Below are 18,434 nucleotides of genomic sequence, written 5' to 3' on the forward strand. Positions count from 1 at the left end.
TTATCTTGGAGCATAATGACATAAGTGTGAGATGATTTGATTAGTCTTATAACTGTATTCAAATTTTCATGATGGAGTATTTAGCGAATGATCTTATCGGGAATAGGGAATTTATAGTTATTTGGAATATCCCAAATTTCAATACAAGTGCCGATTGTTTTTTCCGTATCCATATATGCAAACTTAATTTCTCCCCAATTTCCTTGCATGGTAGATACTATACCAATTTGTGCAAATTGAGATATGGTCTCATCAAAGCTACCCTTATATTCACAGGCAATATGATGAAGACCTTCTCCGTGAAGAGCCAAGAAATCATGATAAATACTCGGACCAGCTAGCGGTTCTATTAACTCATATTGCAGACCGTCTTTGGACATCGCGACTGCTTGCCGCATGGAAAATTGGCCAGGCATTCCCCGATAAATTGAATGAGTTAGAGTAGGCGAGGCGATTGTATATACTTCCCAGTTGGTTAATCCAAAAATTGTTCGATAATATTCGATCCCTGTCTCAAGCTTATTAACGACAAACGCAAGTTGTATGACTTTGGTGATAGGGTTTAGCATTTAATTCACTTACCTCTCCGTGATTTTAAAATGTACATTTTTTAAATCAAACTATTTTGTCATACTAGTATGATAGAATGATACTATAAATAGGAGTTGCAAACTAGTACGCACTTATATGTGTTATAGTACCTCTATGGATACTAAGGAGGGAAAGCAATGTGTTAAGATTATATAACGATCAATTTAAATGTGATATGGAGCTAACTGTTTATCTTATCGGCGGCAAGTGGAAGATTCCAATTATCTGGAACTTGAAAGAGGGAAAAATGCGTTTTGGTGAAATTAAGCGACAACTGGGACCTGTTACACAAAAAATGCTTACGCAACAACTGCGTGAGCTGGAAGAGGCTGGTCTGGTAAAAAGGATAGTATACGCAGAAATCCCACCTAGAGTTGAGTATTCTTTGACAGCGGATGCTATAAGTATTCTTCCAATCTTGGAGCAATTATCTCAATGGGGAAATCGCTATTATAATAAACGCAAGTTAAAATTAGAAACCTATTAAGTAAAGGTCTGAAGTTTCATTTCGGGGGAGTATTTTTTATTTATAAAGCGTCTTATTGAGCAATTGTATGCTATCGATGGTTAGCGAAACTAGCTGTTCGTATCAGAGCTGAAAAAACTATATATTTGCATAAATGAAATTGCTTGAATGGGAGATCGGCGAGATGGTTTCTCTTGAATTGTGTGAGGAGTGAGATGTTTGACAACCGGACGCTTTTCTCAAGGGAATAGTGACAGCGAGATAAAGGACATTTTACAAATTTTAAAAGAAGTAAAGCTTAAAGAAAAATTGGATGAAAAGTTATATTTTATTATAGATAGTATTTCTGTCTATATTTCATATATCAATGCTGCTACTTTACGGTACGAATTTGTTAATGAAGCATTTGCTCGAGGCTATAATATTCCTAGAGAACAAATTATTGGTCGGCACATGAAGGAAATACTGCCGAAGGTAAACTATCAAAATGCAATTCAATATATTAAAGCAGTTAGAATGGGCAAGCCTGTAACTTATGAGCACTACTTTGAGGTAGCAATCGGGAAACGCTGGGTCAAAGTTGACTATATACCCGAATTTGACAATGCAGGGAATGTTGTTTCGTTTGTCGTTCTTGGTATGGATATAACTGATCGTAAAATAGCAGAAGAAAAAGTAAAAGAGAGCGAAGCTCTTTATCGATTTATTGTTGAAACTGCCAGTGAGGGTATTTTAATTTTGAAGCGAGATTTAACGATTACATTTGCCAATGATAAATTAGCAGCTATGTTTGGCTATGAAATAGAAGAATTAGTAGGAAGTAATTTTGAACAGTTAGTATTTGAAGAACATTTGGGTGAACTAGCAATAAATCTGCAAAAAAGAATGCGTGGCGAAGACGCAGTATATGAGATTTATTTGCGAAAAAAAGATGGAGCAAGGCATTGGGTGATTATTTCTGTAAAAGCGATGATGGATAATGATGGTTATTTTACGGGACTCTTCGTCATGCTAACAGATATTCATTCGCGAAAGCTCGTTGAAGAAAAACTGGAAAGTACGATTAAAAAACTTGAAGTATTAAGTAATATAGATGGATTGACGAACTTGGCTAATCGGCGTTATTTTGATCAGATACTGTCTGTAGAGTATGACCGGTTATCGCGCTCAGGGGCAATGTTATCTTTTATTATGATTGATATTGATTATTTTAAAGCGTTTAACGACTATTATGGGCATCTTTGTGGCGATAACTGTCTGCAACAAGTTGCAAGAATCTTAGAAAGCAGTATTTGTCGCACTGCAGACATTGTTGCTCGGTACGGAGGAGAAGAGTTTATTTGTATGCTGCCAGAAACAGACCTGGAAGGTGCCAAGGTAATTGCTGAAAAAATGAGAAGCGGTGTTGAACGGCTGCGTATTCCCCATACAGGTTCGAGAATCTCTGATTATGTTACAATCAGTCTCGGTGTTGCATCAATAAAATGTTCGCCTAAGAATAATGTACTTGAAAATATTAGTGAGGCGGATAAGGCTCTTTATAAAGCAAAAGCCAATGGGCGCAATAGAATTGAATTTGCTGAAGAGTAAATTGGGTTCAGCATGCTTTTGAGTGCAATACCTGATAGATCTAATTTCTGTGAAGGAGATCAGTGAAAATCATTATATAAAAACCAGCTCTGTATCGCACAGAGCTGGTTTTTATGTATAATGCTGATTTTGAATAATTGCAGTAACTATTATTGCCGATATGATCTGATTATTTCGTAATGTCATTGTCAAAAAGCAACAGCTGTTCATTTTTGATACTGAATATGTGTTATTTTTAGTAAGACTCAGGAAAGTTGAATTTTGATTACTCTAATAGACTTAAAACCGATTAGCAATTATTAAAATAAAATTATGATAAGAGAGGGATTATAAAATGAATAGACGAGTTGTTATTACCGGGATGGGAGCTGTATCTTCTTTCGGGTGTGGCGCAGATAAACTCTGGCAGTCAATTAAACAGGGTAAGTCAGGCATTCGGAGAATAGAGAGAATGGATGTATCCGATTTACCTACACAGGTAGGGGCCGAGGTAAGGGACTTTGAGCCAGATCAATTTTTAGAGAAGAAAGAAATTAAAAGAATGGACCGATTCGCCCAGTACGCCATGGCGGCTACGCAAATGGCAGTGGATGAAGCTAAAATCGATTTTACAAAATTGAACAGAGAGCGTGTGGGAATACTTATTGGAACTGGGATTGGTGGGATAGAAAGCATTGAACAGCAGCATAGCGTACTCTTAGAAAAGGGAACTAGCAGAATTAGTCCTTTTTTGGTGCCAATGATGTTACCTAATATGGCTGCTGGACTTATTGCGATCAAATATGGTGTCAAGGGATTTACAGAATGTACTGTTTCAGCTTGTGCATCGTCGACTAATGCCATTGGTGATGCTTATAAAATTATTCAAAGAAATGGTGCTGACATGATGATTGCCGGTGGAACAGAGGCCTCTATTACCAGGTTAGCATTCGCTGGCTTTTGTGCAATGAAAGCCATGACGACCAATCTAGATGCAGCCATGGCGTCTAGACCTTTTGATTTGGAGCGAGATGGGTTCGTACTGGGAGAAGGTGCCGGTACGCTTATTATCGAAGAACTTGAGCATGCCTTAGGGAGGGGTGCTACTATTATTGCAGAAATCGTGGGTTATGGTTGCACCAATGATGCATATCATATTACCGCTCCAGCTGAGGCGGGAGAAGGTGCGACCCGGTGTATGAAGCTGGCAATAGAAGATGCAGGGATACAACCCGATGATATTGGTTATATAAACGCTCATGGCACATCAACGCCCCTAGGGGACAAAATTGAAACACATGCCATAAAAACTGTTTTTCAAAAATATGCCTATGAGCTTGCAGTCAGTTCAACCAAATCAATGACCGGTCACTTATTAGGAGCCGCGGGAGCCATAGAGGCAATTATTACCGCTTCAGCGCTTAAGGATGGATTTTTGCCGCCAACAATCAATTACAAGACGAGAGATCGGGAATGTGATTTATACTATGTGCCTAATGAAGGAAAAGAGGCAGCCATAAACTATGGTTTGACTAATTCCTTCGGTTTTGGCGGACATAATGCAACACTGATTCTTAAGTCTTATTCAGCCTGAAACAGGAGAAGAGATACTGCAACTGAGGTATTTTGAAAATGGATGGGAAATGATCAGGAGAGGTCAGGAGTATATAATCATGGATTTAAAAGCAACGATTGCTGCATGTCTTCAATATATAGAAGCAAATTTGTACAATAAGGTCATTTTAGATGATATAGCTATGCATTGTGGCATATCGAAATACCACTTGCACAGAATGTTTAAATCGTTGACAGGTGAATCATTGATGGAATATGTTCAGTTCCGTAAGCTTTCATCTAGTATTTCTGACCTTAAAGATACGAATCGAAGAGTCATTGACATCGCCATGGATTACGGCTTTGATTATGAGCAGTCTTACATTAGAGCTTTTCGCAAGAAATTTGGGGTTACGCCGCTAAAGATCAGATTGGAGCCGATGTCACTACTCATTCAAGAAAAGTTAAATATCGATGACATTATGTCAGTTAATAATTCTGTGATCTACAAGCCTTCGTTTATGTTTAAACCCCAGTTTTATCTAGTTGGCGTGAAACATAAAATCCTTAGCAAGTCTGGTGATAAGATTGCTAACCTTTATGGCAGAGACTTTTTTTATAACCAGAGGGATAAGATTACGAATCCCGTTGATTCAGAAGTTTACTTTGGTTATACAGATTGGAGTGACACGGGGAATGGTTGCATTTATTATATGCCATCGCTGCAAGTTAAGGATCTTGATCATACCCCGGATCATATGGAGGCAATTGTCATACCTGCGTACAAATATGTAGTTTTTCGTTTTGTTGGCTTTTTTCGCCCTGATGAAATTAATGGCAGACAAGTGGGACGATTACTCGTTCATCTATATTCGAAATGGGGCTTAAAATCAGGTTATAAATTTGCTGATACATTTAGATTTGAATATATCAATAATAATTTATGTAAAGATAATTATTGTGAGTTAGATATATATCAACCGATTGTCGATTTGAATAGAATATGACCCCCAGGAAGGCTTAAAGAAAACTATTTGAATTTAATCGATAGTTTTCTTTTTGTTTTTTCCTAAATAATTCGTTCCGATCACGCCGAGAATGATGATAGCTGCGCCGATTATGTGAAAGGATTCTAATTTTTCCTGTAGAAACACGACTCCGGCGAAGATGGTAATAAGTGTAGCTAAGTTACTGAATACACTCATCTTAGAGGCTTCCATTCTTGACAGTACATAGTTAGATAAAAAAGCTGTACCAAAGGATGAGATTACACCAAGATATAAGGTGGCGATTAAAAACGATTTGTTGGCAAAAGGTGCAAAATAATAAGCTAGAGTATGAGCTGTGGCATGCTCGATAAGAGCGATGCCGTTGAAAGTAATCATGCCAAGCGTCGCCATAATATAGGTGATTACAGTGAGTGAATACTTTCTAGCTATTTTTCGGGCCAAAACATTATAGCAAGCTGCGGACAATGTAGAAAGCAGAATTAGAATAATTCCTTTCATGTTTGTAAGATCAAGCATAATGCCTTTCATCGCAAAGATGTAAATGACTCCAGCTACAGATAATAAAGTCGATAGTTTTTGCCATTGGGTGGATTGTTCTTTTAAAAAATAAGTAGCAAGAACTAAGGTGAATATGGGCACTGCGGCTTGGATGATTCCTGCTTCCGACGAAGACGTATAAACTAGACCAAAAGCCTGAAAAGTGAAAAATAATGCTGGGTAGAGTATGGCTAAAGGGAGTATCGCTATAAAGTCTTTGCTAGTAATATCCAAACGGACTTGTTTTGTAATAAGCGGTATGGCAGCAGCTAAGAAAGCAAGAGTGAAGCGGTGCGCGAGTGTATCTATAGGACTAGCTGAAGCTAAAGCTATTTTTACAAACATAAATGAGAAGCCGATAATGAGAGCATATAAGAGTGCGGCAACATAGGCCTTGTTGAGTTGTGTCATGAGAATCATCTCCCTAGTGTGGATAAATTTTATTTGAATTTATAGTAATACAAATAGAACAGATGTACAATTAGAATAAAAGTAAATTGTATGGTTACAGTTTGGTGGGAGAGCATCATGTATAAATATCTTTCTTTGGTCAATGAGTTGGAGAAAATGATTCAAACGAATCAATATAAAGCGGGGGAAAAGCTTCCATCAATCCGTGATTTGTCAAAGCGATATCAATGCAGCCTCAATACGGTCATTAAAGCATTTCAAAAATTGGAACGACAGGATATGGTATTTACTATACCTCAGAGCGGCTATTACGTAGTGCAAAAGCGGTTTGATATAACAACAAAGAACAAAAGTGAAGAATTGAACTTTGTCTCTAGTGCGCCGAGTTGGAGTGTATTTCCTTATCTGGACTTTCAGCATTCTTTAAATAAAGCCATTGATACGTATCGGCAAGAGCTATTTAATTATGGAACACCAAAGGGACTACCGTCCTTAATCAAGGTTGTGCAGAAACAACTAGCAACTTATCAAGTTTTTACAAAGCAAGAAAATATTTTTATTACTTCTGGTGTGCAGCAGGCGTTGGCAATTTTAAATACTCTGCCTTTTCCCAATCATAAAACTAAAATATTAGTGGAACAACCAAGCTATCACTTATTTCTTGAGTACTTACAGGTATATAACATACCAGCAGTTGGAATAGCTAGAACCGTCAATGGCATTGACTTAGTTGAGTTAGAGCGCATTTTCCGTGATGAAGAGATTAAATTTTTTTATACTATGCCAAGATTTCATAATCCGTTGGGAACTTCCTACTCCCAAAAAGAAAAAATAGCAATTGTTAAATTAGCGGCAAAATATAATGTATATATTGTCGAGGATGATTACTTGGCTGATTATGAACAAAACTCTAAAATCGATCCGCTGCATACTTATGATAGAGATGATAAAGTCATTTATTTAAAAAGTTATTCGAAAATTATGTTCCCCGGGTTGCGGGTTGGCGTAGTGGTTCTACCTAAAGATTTAGTCGAAAAATTTCAGCAGTATAAAAAAATTGCTGATATTGACAGTTCCATGATCTCGCAAGCGGCGCTCGAAATATATATAAAAAGCGGTATGTTTGAACGACATAAACGAAAAATTTGCTCTCGCTATCTCTTACGTGCAAAACTTTTATATGAGTCGCTTGCTAAATATAGTAATGAGACTTTAGATATAGAGAAGATAACAATGCCTTCATCGTTTTGTATGCATACCCATATTGTTTTACCGGAACATATTAATAGCAATCAATTACTTAGAAATCTGAAGCGACAAGGTGTCCTAGTTGAACTGGCAAAAGCCAATTATCTAGACTCATTTCCGTCAAGCAAGCTTTTAAAACTAAATGTTTCTAGTGTTGATGAGTCTAAAATTGAGGAAGGCGTCAAGAAAATAGTAAAAGAAATTAACAATGCAAGCAGAAAGAAATTTTAATAACGAAAGGTTGTATCTCTCCCCGGACTTTTAGATTCGGGGATTTTTTATGTTTTAGCGGGAAGAGCTCATTAGAAATATTTGAAATAAATAATGTTTGCTTTGAAATTAATGACCTTACTATTGCAATGAATCCGCCATTTATTGCAACAAAATGCCGATTAAATGAATTTTATAACCGGAATATTGAAATGAAGACATGTAATTCAATCGTTTTTTCTTGCTATGTAGGAGAAAGTGCATCGTTACGGCTTTTATAGAATTGGCATAAAAATTGCAATTAACTTAGATTGACTAGTAAATTCAGAAATTTATTCTTTGAATTACTGAGCTTTTAAAAACAGGGGGATTTATGATGGGGCAAACAGTAACTGAAAAATTGCTTGCGGCTTCTTTAGTAGAGGGCGTACTGGAACGGGGCGCACGCATTGGAATCAGAGCGCATCAGACTTTATCGCATGATTTAAATGGCGTTATGGCGCATTTGGCTTTTGAAGCGATGGGAGTCGAGCGTGTCAAAACAGAAGTTTCGGTTCATTATACGGATCATAATATGATTCAAGCTGACTATAAAAACTTTGATGATCATCGTTTTCAGCAAGATATAGCAGCAAAGTACGGGATTATTTATGCGAAGCCAGGCAGCGGGATCTGTCATCAGCTTCACTTAGAACATTTTGGCAAGCCGGGAAAAACTCTAATTGGCTGTGATTCTCATACCGTTGCCGCTGGTGGAATTGGCATGCTTTCTATCGGTACAGGCGGTTTTGATGAAGCCATGTCCTTAGCGGGAGAACCCTTTTATTTAACAATGCCAAAGATTGTTAATGTCCGTCTGCTAGGCAAATTGCCGCCGTTGGTATCAGCAAAAAATGTAATTTTGGAATTACTCCGTCGTGTATCGGTAAAAGGCGGCATTGGCAAAGTGTTTGAGTATAGTGGCGATGGGGTCGCTACATTAAATGTTACGGAGCGTTCCACAATTACCAATATGGGAGCGGAAACCGGGGCGACTACTTCGGTATTTCCGAGTGATGAACAAACGAAAAAATGGCTTGCAGCTTATCACCGGGAAGAAGACTGGATTCCTTTAATTGCTGATGAAGGTGCAGTCTATGATGAAGTGATTGAGATTGACTTAAGTACTTTGGAACCGCTAATCGCATTGCCGCATCAGCCTGATCGCGTTGTGCCTGTACGCGAAGTAGCCGGAACGCCTGTAGATCAAGTGATGTTTGGTAGCTGTACGAATACGTCCATACAGGATGTGGCGATTATCGCTCACTTTTTAAAAGGCAAAAGAGTTCACCCTAATGTAGATGCCGGTTTATACCCGAGTACTCGTACGGTTGTAAGAGAAAGCATTGCCTCAGGCGCTTATGAGCAGGTCGCAGCTGCTAACGTACGTATTTTTGAACCGATTTGTGGCGGGTGTAATGGCAGTGGTTTTGCGCCTCAGACTGATGGCGTCTCCTTACGTACAGGCCCGCGCAATTTTTTGGGACGCTCAGGAACAGCATCAGCTCAGGTTTATCTTGTAGCGCCAGAAACTGCTGCCGCCTCGGCGCTTACTGGTGTGATTACAGATCCTCGTGACTTAAATATCGAGCCCTTTACATTTACTCTTCCGGAAAAACTGACTTATGATCGGGAACAAATTTTCATTCAGCCGTCGAACGAGCCTGAGAAAATTTCGATTCGTCGGGGCCCTAATATTAGACCGCTTCCTGAGATGGATGCAATAGCTGATGTGATAAAAGGCGAAGTTATTATCAAGGTTGGCGACAATGTGACAACAGATCATATTTGCCCTGCCGGTGCTCTGTATTTGCCGATCCGCTCTAACATTCCTGAAATATCCAAACATGCTTTTAAAGTTGTCGATGAAACCTTTTCGACTCGCGCCCAAGCAGCCGGCGGCGGTTTTATTGTAGGCGGAGTCAATTACGCCCAAGGGTCTAGTCGGGAGCAAGCAGCTGTTGTGCCGCGCTATCTAGGCATTAAAGCGGTTATTACCAAAGGCTTTGCTCGCTTACATTTGGCCAATATGATCAATTGGGGGCTTTTACCGCTTCTCTTTAAAAATGAGAGCGACTATGAAAAGATTGATCAAGGCGACCAATTATCGTTAGATACGAGTGTTTTAACCGAAGGTCAAAATTTCATTTTGAAAAATGAAACAAAAGGCATTGAAATTGCGCTCTACTCCCCGCTTTGTCAAGCCGATTTAGATGCGGTAAAACTAGGCGGACGCATTAACTGGGTTAAAAATAAGTATAAAAAATAAATTGATACAAAAGGCTTAAGCAGTTTGCAGTGGTTTGCAGCTAATCATGCTGCAAACTTTGCAAATGCCGAAAGATTTCCTTTAAAAAGACGGAATTTATTGAATAACCTTACAGATTTTATTTAAAAAATTTATATATTGAAAGGTGGATAAGTCTATGAAATACGAAGTGATTGTGCAAGGATTTCCCGGAAAGCGTCTTAGCGGTTCTTTGGCTTGGAGTTCTGCCACGTATATAGAAGCAGGCAAAGAAAAGATTTTATTTGATACAGGTGGTCCGAACGTAAGATCAAGTATAAAAAAGCATTTGCAGGCTAGGGGCGTAGCTCCGGAAGAAATTACAATGCTCATCATCAGCCATTTTCATGATGACCATGTACGTAACTTTGACTATTTTTCCAAAGCGCAGATCTTTTTGCATGAAATTGATGCGAACTGGGCGGCAACAGAGCCAGAGGATTTTGCTGTTCCGCTGGGACTCTTGGATATCATGAAGAAAACCGGCCGTTTAGAACTTGTTAAACAAGACGGTGAACTCATTACCGGCGTTGAAACGATGCTTGTGCCAGGACATACGCCAGGCAGTATGGCTGTTTTTCTTCACGATGACTCGATGCCTGTTACTGCGTTAACAGGAGATGCTGTTAAGAATCTGGCAGAATTGGCAACTGGCGTAGTTTCGCATAGTAAAAATCCTGAGGTCAGTGCGGCAAGTATTAAGAAAATCAGAGATAAGGCACAGATTGTAATTCCGGGACATGACCGAATCCTAGAAATCACCAAAGATCGAATTATTGCAAAGACAGCGGCGCGTCAGACGATCGTGGTCCCAGCGAATGTAGTCGATACGGGCGAACGTTTCCTGGAATTGACACTGGAGCCGACTTGGCTTCCCAAAGAATAAGTGGGGAATAAAGGAGAAATTATGAAAAAGGTATTGTTCATAAATGGAAATGACAAGCGTATCGCGGAACTGTTTCAGCAAATAGCGCCGCCGGATTTTTCTGTTGTTTGCATATCAAACAAGGATAGTGAGGAACAACAGGCTCTTTTGTTGGCAGAAGCGGATTATCTTGTACTGCATCCCGCCGTATTGTCCGAAAAACTGTTGAAAGCAGGCGTGAAGCTGAAGCTTGTACAAGCTTTATCAGCTGGCTATGACCAAATAGATATAACAGCCGCACAGAAGCGACAAATTCCCGTAGCGACAAACGGTGGAGCAAATTCATGGGCTGTGGCTGAGCATGCCATTACATTGCTTCTTGCACTTTATAAAAAACTTTCTTTAAGTGAAGAGTCAGTTCGAGCTGGAAAGTGGCGTCAAGCAACAGACAGCTTCAATATTTTTGAAGTGGCGGGCAAGACTGTCGGCATTATTGGTGCCGGAAATATTGGCAGTAAAGTGGCTCGTCGTCTGAAGGCTTTTGAAACAGAAATTTTATATACGAACCTTGGTAAAGTTCCTGATTTGGAAAAGAATACCGGGGCGATCCGAGTTCCATGGGAAGAGCTGCTAGCAAAGTCTGATATTCTATCGCTGCATGCGCCGTTACTCCCCAGTACCCGTGGCATGATTGGCGAAAGGGAGCTCTCTTTAATGAAAGCGACTTCTGTCATTATCAATACTTCTCGAGCAGAATTAATTGATCAGGCAGCGCTAGTCAATGCACTACAATCTAATAAAATCGCTGGCGCTGGAATTGATGTATTTACGACAGAACCTGTTTCCCTAGACGATCCGCTGCTAACACTTGCGAATGTGCTGGTTTCGCCGCATATCGCTGGTCATTCTTGTGAGGGATGGTCGCGTCGAATTCGCTTTGCTTGGGAAAATATCCGGCGGATTGAGCAGGGCGAAGTACCCCTTTCTGTCGTTCGAGCAGAGTAATTTAACTTGTATTTAGGAGGAAATATATGCAAAGTCTATCAAAATGGAAGATTATTTGGAATCTATTAGCCCTTGCGTTGATGCTAGTCATCGCTTTTTGGCCACCTTTTCCCGGACTGTCCTTAGCTGGGCAGCGAGTTCTGGCAATTTTAGCTTTTGCTGTAGTCATGTGGGTGACTGAAGCAGTTCCTTATACAGTCAGCGCTGTAGCAATCGCCGTATTTATGGTGCTATTTATCGGCTTTTCTCCTGTGAAAGGAATTGACGGTCCATTATTAGGAACAAGTAAAGCATTGCCGATTGCCTTCGGCGGCTTTATTAATGGCGGACTGATCCTTGTCGGCGCCGGTTTATTTATGGCTGCTGGTATTTTGCAGACGGGTCTTGACCGCCGAATTGCTTTGTCAATTATGAAATTATTTGGTGCAAAAGCGAACAATATTATTGCTGGTATGATCGTGATTATGTTTGTTCTCGATTTTCTGATTCCTTCGATGACAGCAAGAGCTGCCGCGGTTGTTCCTTTAGCTGTTGGTATTTTAAAAGCCTTTAATATTGAATTAAAGAGCGTTTTTGGCCGCAGTCTGCTGTTGACGGTTGCCGCTTCTGCCTCTATTTCCGGTATTGGTATTTTAAGCGCCGGAGTTCCAAACCCTATTGCAGTTTCATTTATTTCACAAAATGTAAATCATTCGATTTCCTGGATTCAGTGGGCTGTTTACGCCATGCCCTTTTGTTTCTGCATGATGATTGCGCTTTATTTTCTCGTGACAAAATTGAATCGCTTCGAGTTTACTGAAATACCTGGCGGGCAGGACACGATCAATCGCCAGTGTGCTGAGCTTGGACCTATGAGTAAAGATGAGAAAAAGATTGGTGTCATTTTTGTGATTACCATCTTATTGTGGGCTACTGACTTCTTACACAAGGTTGACTCCAATAGCATCGCTGTTGTGGCTGTTTTGATGATGCTGTCTCCTTATATTGGGATTACTACTTTTAAAGAAATGGCGTCAAAAGTAGAATGGGGAACACTTGTTATCTGCGCTATTGCCATTTCTTTAGGGGAAGCTTTATTTAAAACAGGCGCTGCTTTATGGCTTGCGAAAACGATGCTAGGCGGTCTCGGTTTAGAAACTCTGGCGCCTACCGTGATGATGGTACTCATGTCTTGCGCTCTGTTGATCTTCCGCTTCGCCTTCGCAAGTATTGCTTCGGCAACCGCGGCGCTAGTACCAACCGTTCTCGGGTTTCTGCTTAGTTTAAATGCACCTGATCTTCCTGTTTGGGGGATGACGGTCATTGCTACTTTTACTATTTACTTTGCTTTTATTTTACCAGTCAGCGCACCGCAAAACATGATTGCTTATGCAACAGGCGCTTTTAGCGTAAAACAAATGATGAAGGTAGGCATTCCTTTAACTGTGGTCGGTTTTGCCTTGCTTGTCTTATTTACCTTTACTTATTGGCATTGGTTGGGGCTTGTTTAAGTAGAGTGTTTAATGATTTGCCTGAAATATAAAAAGAAATATCAAAGGGGAGAGGTGTTTAGATTGAAAAATATCATGCGTCTGAGTCTCTATGTATGTTGTTTCCTATTCTTTGTAGCGACCGCCTATGCGAGTTCCAGTAAGGACAAATCTGAGATTTTTGTTTACACAGCTTTAGATACGGAACTATCTCGCTATTCATTGAATGTCGATCAGGCTATTTTGACCAAAGAAGGTTCGATTACTTTGCCTGCAAATCTTCAATTTGCTGTGTTTCATCCCTCGGGCCGTTATTTGTACGCGATAACAAGTAATGCTGGCTCCGGAACTACCGGGGCCAAAGGTGACAGGCATTTGTTGCAGGTTTTTACCGTTGATAAAGAAGATGGATCGCTGCAGGCTTTTGGTGAACCGACAATTTTACCGGAAAGACCAATTCATGTGACTGTAGATCGAGATGGTCAATATGTACTGGTAGCTTTTAATCAGTCAGGTACAGTAAAGGTTTTTAAGATTGAGAAAAATGGCGGAATTGGCGAAGAGGTTTTCCAATCTGAAAGACCTGATGGCGGTATTTTTACGCATCAGGTGACAGTAACGCCGAATAATCATACGGTCATTGCCCTGGGAAGAGGGAATGAAGCTGTTGGCGCGCGTCCTGCCGATATCGGTAGTTTATCGCTTTTCGCTTTTGATCAAGGCAAACTATCTCTAATCAAGAAAACTCTTTACGAAGATGGTATTGGGCCTAGACACTTAGCTTATCATCCGACAAAACCGTGGGTTTATGTTGGAATGGAGCGAAGCAGCAAGCTCTTTATGTACAATATTGATAAACAGGGAGTTATTGCATCTGAACCATCTTTTAAACAAAATACTCTTCTTGATCCGGCGAATGAAACGAGAGAGCGGCAAAAAGGCGGCTGCATTGAAATTCATCCTAATGGGAATTTTATCTATGTAGCGAATCGGGCTGACGGTGTTAAAAAAGTAAAAGATAAGAAAGTTTGGGCTGGCGGCGAAAATAACATTGCTGTATATGCTGTAAATGAGAAAACAGGCGAACCTGTTTTGATTCAGCATATTGATACTCAGGGAATTGAAGCAAGAACTTTCCAAATAGATCCGTCGGGAAAATTGCTGCTTGTAGCAAATCAAAAAGCAATGAATGTACAGGACGGTGAAACTGAGAAAGTGGTACCGGCTAATATTGCCTTGTTTCAGATTCAGGTGGACGGAACGCTGAAATTTATTAGAAAATATGATATTACAACTGATTCGAAATTGCTTATTTGGCTTGATATATTAAATACAAAAGAGCATAAATGAGTGTTGAAACGAAAAAGTTATTGTCTTTAGGAGATAACTTTTTTCGTTGTCTCTAGATCGAATTGTAGTGCTTAGAGAGAGTTGGTACAATGATGATAGAACAGTACAATCTTTTTACTTTGCATAAGTAGGGGGGAACTATGAAAAAGATTGCCATTTTAGCACCTAATGACATAAAACTCTCTCATATTCAATCGATACTGAGTCAGTATAAAAAAGAAATTATTTTTGAAGTTGGTTCATTGGAAGATGGTCTTATTCAAGCTAAAAAGCTCAGGCAAAAAGGCATAGAAGTCATCATTGCTAGAGGGGAAACTGCCTTCAATATTCGGGATCGTTATCCCGATATTGTTGTTGTTGCTGTGCCGATTACGGGGATTGATTTTGTGCAAAGCCTGGAAGTGGCCAAGCAGTATGGCGGTCAGGTAGCTGTTGTTTCTTTTCCATCGATGATGCGAGAAATTGAACGGCTTGAGTCAGCTCTCGGCGTAAAGATCAGAAAATATGGCTTGCAGAAACGAAGTGATGTTGATGCTGCCCTTAAACAAGCCGTAAAAGACGGCGCCGATGTGATACTAGGCGGCTATACGGCGATGCAAGCAGCGAAAAAATATGATTTTCCTTATGTAGAATTTGTTACAGGGGATCAGGTGTATTTAGATTGCTTTCATACCGCAAAAGGCATTTTACAATCTATTTCGCAGCAAAAAAGACGGTCTGGGATGATCAAGACTGTATTGAATCATGCCTATGAAGGTATTTTATCTGTCGATGAGCAGGGGCTGATTTATTCGGTCAATCCCATAGCGCAGCGGATACTACAAATTTATGATAACAGTCGTGAGGCGGTAGATAAGGTATTGCCTGAATTAGGCTTAAGTTCTGTTTTGCGTTCTGGTCGTGAAGAGTTAAATCAGTTTTTAACAATGAACAACATCCAAATTCTTTGCAATAAAGTGCCGATTTTGGACCGGGGACGGATCATTGGAGCTGTTGCCACATTTCAGGATGTTACTAAGATACAAAATATGGAGTCAAAAATTCGCCATGAGTTTTATGCGAAAGGCCATCGGGCTACCTATCATTTTCAAGATATCAGTGCCAAGGACCTTACCACAAAAGAACTGGTTCGTATGGCCAAGCGTTTTGCGGTAAGCGAGGCCAACATCTTATTAAGCGGTGAAACTGGTGTTGGTAAGGAAGTTTTTGCGCAAAGTATTCACAATTATAGCAAGCGAAAGGACGGTCCCTTTGTAGCTGTAAACTGTGCAGCTTTGCCAGCACAACTTTTAGAAAGTGAACTGTTTGGCTATGTTAGCGGCGCTTTTACCGGCGCTAAAAAAGAGGGAAAGCCAGGCCTGTTTGAAGTGGCTCATGGCGGAACTATTTTTCTCGACGAAATCGGCGAAATGGATTATGTAAATCAAGGAAGGTTATTAAGGGTTTTACAGGAGCGATCTGTAGTAAGACTAGGAAGTACGAAAGTGACGCCTGTTAATGTTCGCGTTTTAGCGGCCACCAATAGAAATTTGGAACAGTTTGTCAAGGAACATAAATTTAGAGAAGACTTATATTATCGACTTAATGTACTTTTTCTTAGTATTGCGCCGCTACGCGAACGGAAAAAAGATATTATTGGTTACGCTCATCAATTTTTAGAAGAATTTTGTCGCCAGAGCTCTATATCAGGTCTAAAACTAAGCAGTGAAGCGAGTAATTTATTAGAGCAGCATCCTTGGCCGGGAAATATCAGAGAATTGCGTAATGTAATCCAGCGCGTAGTTGTGCTCTCGACAGGGAAAACGGTAAGTAAAATTCAGATGCTTACTGCTATCGGCATTCATAATTCTGGCAGGGCAGATAAGGACAGTGAAGAAGCCAAGGGGATTTTGGCAGCGTTGCAAGCTTGTGATCGAAACTTAGAGAAAACTGCAGAAAAACTATCTATCAGTCGGTCCACTTTATGGCGCAAGATGCGAAAGTTCGGCTTGTAAGAACGTATCAATTATCGAGCTTTATATTGCAAAAAAAGCGTGTATTGTTTTCAAGATTTGGAATAAATAGCTTTGATTTATTTGAATCTGTGGCTAGGGAGCACTATGATGAATACGAAAGAAAAATTAGCAGAATCGCTTGAGAATCTTCTTCAAAAGAAAAATCTCGATGATATTCAGGTAGGAGATATTGCAGCAGGCGCATTGTTGTCGCGAAAGACCTTTTATCGTCATTTCAAAGATAAATATGATCTTGCGAGTTGGTACTTTTCCCAATTTTATGAGTCGAGTTTTGGGCGTATAACTGATGATTTGGATTGGGAAGACGCTTTACTGGCGTATCTTGATACTTATCAAAAAAAATCCGGTATTTTAAAAAATGCTTATGCAAGCCGTGATGTGAATAGTCTTCGCAGTTATGACATTGCTGTTACCAGAAAAACATATGAAAAGTTTCTAGCTGATAAAGGCGCTGACATCCATTCTGAGATTATGGCTTTTGCAATTAATATAGCGGCACGAGGGGGGACTGATATCGTTATTGAATGGCTGCTTACTGGTATGAGAATGGAAAAGGGTCAACTAGTTTATTTTCTCAAACGCACCTTGCCTAAGGGTATTCTTAAATATATGGAATAACGACAGTAAAGTCACAGATGTGTCATTCTGTGACTTTACTGTCGTTTTAAGATCCGTTAGAATGTAAATTACTTAAGAAAATATAGTCATTTTGTCTTCTGCTTCCATTAGAGCAGAAGGCATTTTTGTTTGTAAAATATAACAGAAAGGGTGAATCGGATGAATCTTTATGATGAACTGATTGCTCGTGGATTGATTGCTCAGGTGACAAATGAAACAGAAATGAGAGAATTTATTAATACAGGTCGTGCAACTTTTTATATCGGATTCGATCCAACGGCAGATTCTTTGCATGTTGGCCATTTTATGGCGTTATGTTTGATGAAACGGTTACAAGTAGCGGGAAATAAACCAGTTGTTCTAATCGGCGGCGGAACAGGTTTTGTCGGCGATCCTTCTGGACGGTCAGATTTACGATTGATGATGACGCCAGAAAGAATCCAACATAATTGCAATTGTTTTAAAACCCAGATGGAAAGGTTTATCGACTTTGATAATGGAAAAGCCATTATGGTTAATAATGCCGACTGGCTTTTGAAGCTGAATTATCTGGAAGTGTTGCGAGAAATTGGATCGCACTTTTCTGTAAATACAATGTTGCGGGCAGAATGTTATAAGCAGAGAAGTGAAAAAGGCCTGTCCGTTTTAGAGTTTAACTACATGGTGATGCAAGCCTATGATTTTTATCATTTGTATCAGAACTTCGGATGTAATATGCAATTCGGCGGTGACGACCAGTGGTCGAATATGCTGGCAGGTACGGAACTGATTCGTCGGAAATTAGGAAAAGATGCCTATGCTTTGACTATTACATTATTAATGAATTCGGAAGGCAAAAAAATGGGGAAAACAGCGAATGGCGCTGTTTGGCTTGACCCGCAAAAAACGACGCCTTTGCAATTTTTCCAATACTGGCGCAATATTGGCAATGCTGATGTTCTCAAGTGTATTCGTATGCTCACTTTTTTGCCGCTTGCCCAAATCGAAGCGATGAAGTCCTGGACTGGAAGTCGATTAGAAGAAGCCAAGGAAATACTGGCTTTTGAATTGACTGAGCTGGTTCATGGTGAACGAGAAGCAAAGTGTGCACGAACAGCAGTTCGGGCTTTGGTTACTAACTAATGTCGTTGAGTTCTAATTGGTATGTAGCGAAATAACAAATCGTTGACCAGATTGCAGAGTTGATCAGT

Annotated in this window: 15 protein-coding genes; 13 read left to right on the forward strand and 2 right to left on the reverse strand. The window is 39.9% G+C overall.

The window, feature by feature from the left end; translation table 11 throughout:
* Positions 1-80: 80 nt before the first annotated feature.
* Positions 81-569, reverse strand: coding sequence for a VOC family protein (locus tag AC0MXB_RS01605; RefSeq protein WP_474037750.1), 489 nt, complete (start codon positions 567-569; stop codon positions 81-83).
* Positions 570-730: 161 nt separating this feature from the next.
* Here AC0MXB_RS01605 and AC0MXB_RS01610 point away from each other — a divergent pair, with 161 nt between their 5' ends.
* From AC0MXB_RS01610 to AC0MXB_RS01625, 4 genes are all read left to right on the forward strand, one after another.
* Positions 731-1,078: a winged helix-turn-helix transcriptional regulator gene (locus tag AC0MXB_RS01610; protein WP_474037752.1), complete on the forward strand. Its 348-nt coding sequence runs from the start codon at positions 731-733 to the stop codon at positions 1,076-1,078.
* A gap of 198 nt (positions 1,079-1,276) precedes the next feature.
* Positions 1,277-2,647 (forward strand): diguanylate cyclase domain-containing protein, encoded by a 1,371-nt coding sequence (locus AC0MXB_RS01615; RefSeq protein ID WP_474037754.1) that lies wholly within the window; start codon positions 1,277-1,279, stop codon positions 2,645-2,647.
* Between the two features lie 334 nt (positions 2,648-2,981).
* Positions 2,982-4,220 carry a beta-ketoacyl-ACP synthase II gene (gene fabF, locus AC0MXB_RS01620; protein WP_474037756.1) on the forward strand — a complete coding sequence of 413 codons (1,239 nt, stop codon included), beginning with the start codon at positions 2,982-2,984 and terminating at the stop codon, positions 4,218-4,220.
* 79 nt (positions 4,221-4,299) lie between these two features.
* Positions 4,300-5,187, forward strand: coding sequence for an AraC family transcriptional regulator (locus AC0MXB_RS01625; RefSeq protein WP_474037757.1), 888 nt, complete (start codon positions 4,300-4,302; stop codon positions 5,185-5,187).
* A gap of 33 nt (positions 5,188-5,220) precedes the next feature.
* Here AC0MXB_RS01625 and AC0MXB_RS01630 read toward each other — a convergent pair whose 3' ends face one another.
* Positions 5,221-6,138: a DMT family transporter gene (locus tag AC0MXB_RS01630; RefSeq protein ID WP_474037759.1), complete on the reverse strand. Its 918-nt coding sequence runs from the start codon at positions 6,136-6,138 to the stop codon at positions 5,221-5,223.
* 117 nt (positions 6,139-6,255) lie between these two features.
* Here AC0MXB_RS01630 and AC0MXB_RS01635 point away from each other — a divergent pair, with 117 nt between their 5' ends.
* The 9 genes from AC0MXB_RS01635 to tyrS all read left to right on the forward strand — a co-directional run bounded on the left by AC0MXB_RS01635 (position 6,256) and on the right by tyrS (position 18,366).
* Positions 6,256-7,617 (forward strand): aminotransferase-like domain-containing protein, encoded by a 1,362-nt coding sequence (locus AC0MXB_RS01635; protein ID WP_474037761.1) that lies wholly within the window; start codon positions 6,256-6,258, stop codon positions 7,615-7,617.
* Positions 7,618-7,969: 352 nt separating this feature from the next.
* Positions 7,970-9,904 (forward strand): aconitate hydratase, encoded by a 1,935-nt coding sequence (locus AC0MXB_RS01640; protein WP_474037763.1) that lies wholly within the window; start codon positions 7,970-7,972, stop codon positions 9,902-9,904.
* 157 nt (positions 9,905-10,061) lie between these two features.
* Positions 10,062-10,808: an MBL fold metallo-hydrolase gene (locus AC0MXB_RS01645; RefSeq protein WP_474037765.1), complete on the forward strand. Its 747-nt coding sequence runs from the start codon at positions 10,062-10,064 to the stop codon at positions 10,806-10,808.
* Between the two features lie 21 nt (positions 10,809-10,829).
* Positions 10,830-11,792, forward strand: coding sequence for an NAD(P)-dependent oxidoreductase (locus AC0MXB_RS01650; RefSeq protein ID WP_474037766.1), 963 nt, complete (start codon positions 10,830-10,832; stop codon positions 11,790-11,792).
* Between the two features lie 26 nt (positions 11,793-11,818).
* Positions 11,819-13,282, forward strand: a complete 1,464-nt coding sequence (locus AC0MXB_RS01655; protein WP_474037767.1) for an SLC13 family permease — start codon at positions 11,819-11,821, stop codon at positions 13,280-13,282.
* Between the two features lie 63 nt (positions 13,283-13,345).
* Positions 13,346-14,611 (forward strand): lactonase family protein, encoded by a 1,266-nt coding sequence (locus AC0MXB_RS01660; RefSeq protein WP_474037768.1) that lies wholly within the window; start codon positions 13,346-13,348, stop codon positions 14,609-14,611.
* A gap of 140 nt (positions 14,612-14,751) precedes the next feature.
* A complete protein-coding gene (locus AC0MXB_RS01665; RefSeq protein WP_474037769.1) occupies positions 14,752-16,605 on the forward strand; it encodes a sigma 54-interacting transcriptional regulator in 1,854 nt (617 codons plus the stop codon).
* Between the two features lie 108 nt (positions 16,606-16,713).
* Positions 16,714-17,244, forward strand: a complete 531-nt coding sequence (locus AC0MXB_RS01670; RefSeq protein WP_474037771.1) for a TetR/AcrR family transcriptional regulator C-terminal domain-containing protein — start codon at positions 16,714-16,716, stop codon at positions 17,242-17,244.
* A 159-nt stretch (positions 17,245-17,403) separates the two neighbouring features.
* Positions 17,404-18,366, forward strand: a complete 963-nt coding sequence (tyrS, locus tag AC0MXB_RS01675) for a tyrosine--tRNA ligase (RefSeq protein ID WP_474037772.1) — start codon at positions 17,404-17,406, stop codon at positions 18,364-18,366.
* The last annotated feature ends 68 nt before the right edge of the window (positions 18,367-18,434 follow it).

It is taken from the genome of Pelorhabdus sp. sgz311001 (assembly GCF_055901755.1).

Bases quoted from the DNA above. Each gene is read 5' to 3' on its own strand.
- AC0MXB_RS01645 (WP_474037765.1), top strand. From the start codon at position 10,062: ATGAAATACGAAGTGATTGTGCAAGGATTTCCCGGAAAGCGTCTTAGC.
- AC0MXB_RS01670 (WP_474037771.1), top strand. From the start codon at position 16,714: ATGAATACGAAAGAAAAATTAGCAGAATCGCTTGAGAATCTTCTTCAA.
- AC0MXB_RS01605 (WP_474037750.1), bottom strand. From the start codon at position 569: ATGCTAAACCCTATCACCAAAGTCATACAACTTGCGTTTGTCGTTAAT.
- AC0MXB_RS01635 (WP_474037761.1), top strand. From the start codon at position 6,256: ATGTATAAATATCTTTCTTTGGTCAATGAGTTGGAGAAAATGATTCAA.
- AC0MXB_RS01630 (WP_474037759.1), bottom strand. From the start codon at position 6,138: ATGACACAACTCAACAAGGCCTATGTTGCCGCACTCTTATATGCTCTC.
- AC0MXB_RS01650 (WP_474037766.1), top strand. From the start codon at position 10,830: ATGAAAAAGGTATTGTTCATAAATGGAAATGACAAGCGTATCGCGGAA.
- AC0MXB_RS01665 (WP_474037769.1), top strand. From the start codon at position 14,752: ATGAAAAAGATTGCCATTTTAGCACCTAATGACATAAAACTCTCTCAT.
- AC0MXB_RS01655 (WP_474037767.1), top strand. From the start codon at position 11,819: ATGCAAAGTCTATCAAAATGGAAGATTATTTGGAATCTATTAGCCCTT.
- fabF (WP_474037756.1), top strand. From the start codon at position 2,982: ATGAATAGACGAGTTGTTATTACCGGGATGGGAGCTGTATCTTCTTTC.
- tyrS (WP_474037772.1), top strand. From the start codon at position 17,404: ATGAATCTTTATGATGAACTGATTGCTCGTGGATTGATTGCTCAGGTG.
- AC0MXB_RS01640 (WP_474037763.1), top strand. From the start codon at position 7,970: ATGATGGGGCAAACAGTAACTGAAAAATTGCTTGCGGCTTCTTTAGTA.
- AC0MXB_RS01625 (WP_474037757.1), top strand. From the start codon at position 4,300: ATGGATTTAAAAGCAACGATTGCTGCATGTCTTCAATATATAGAAGCA.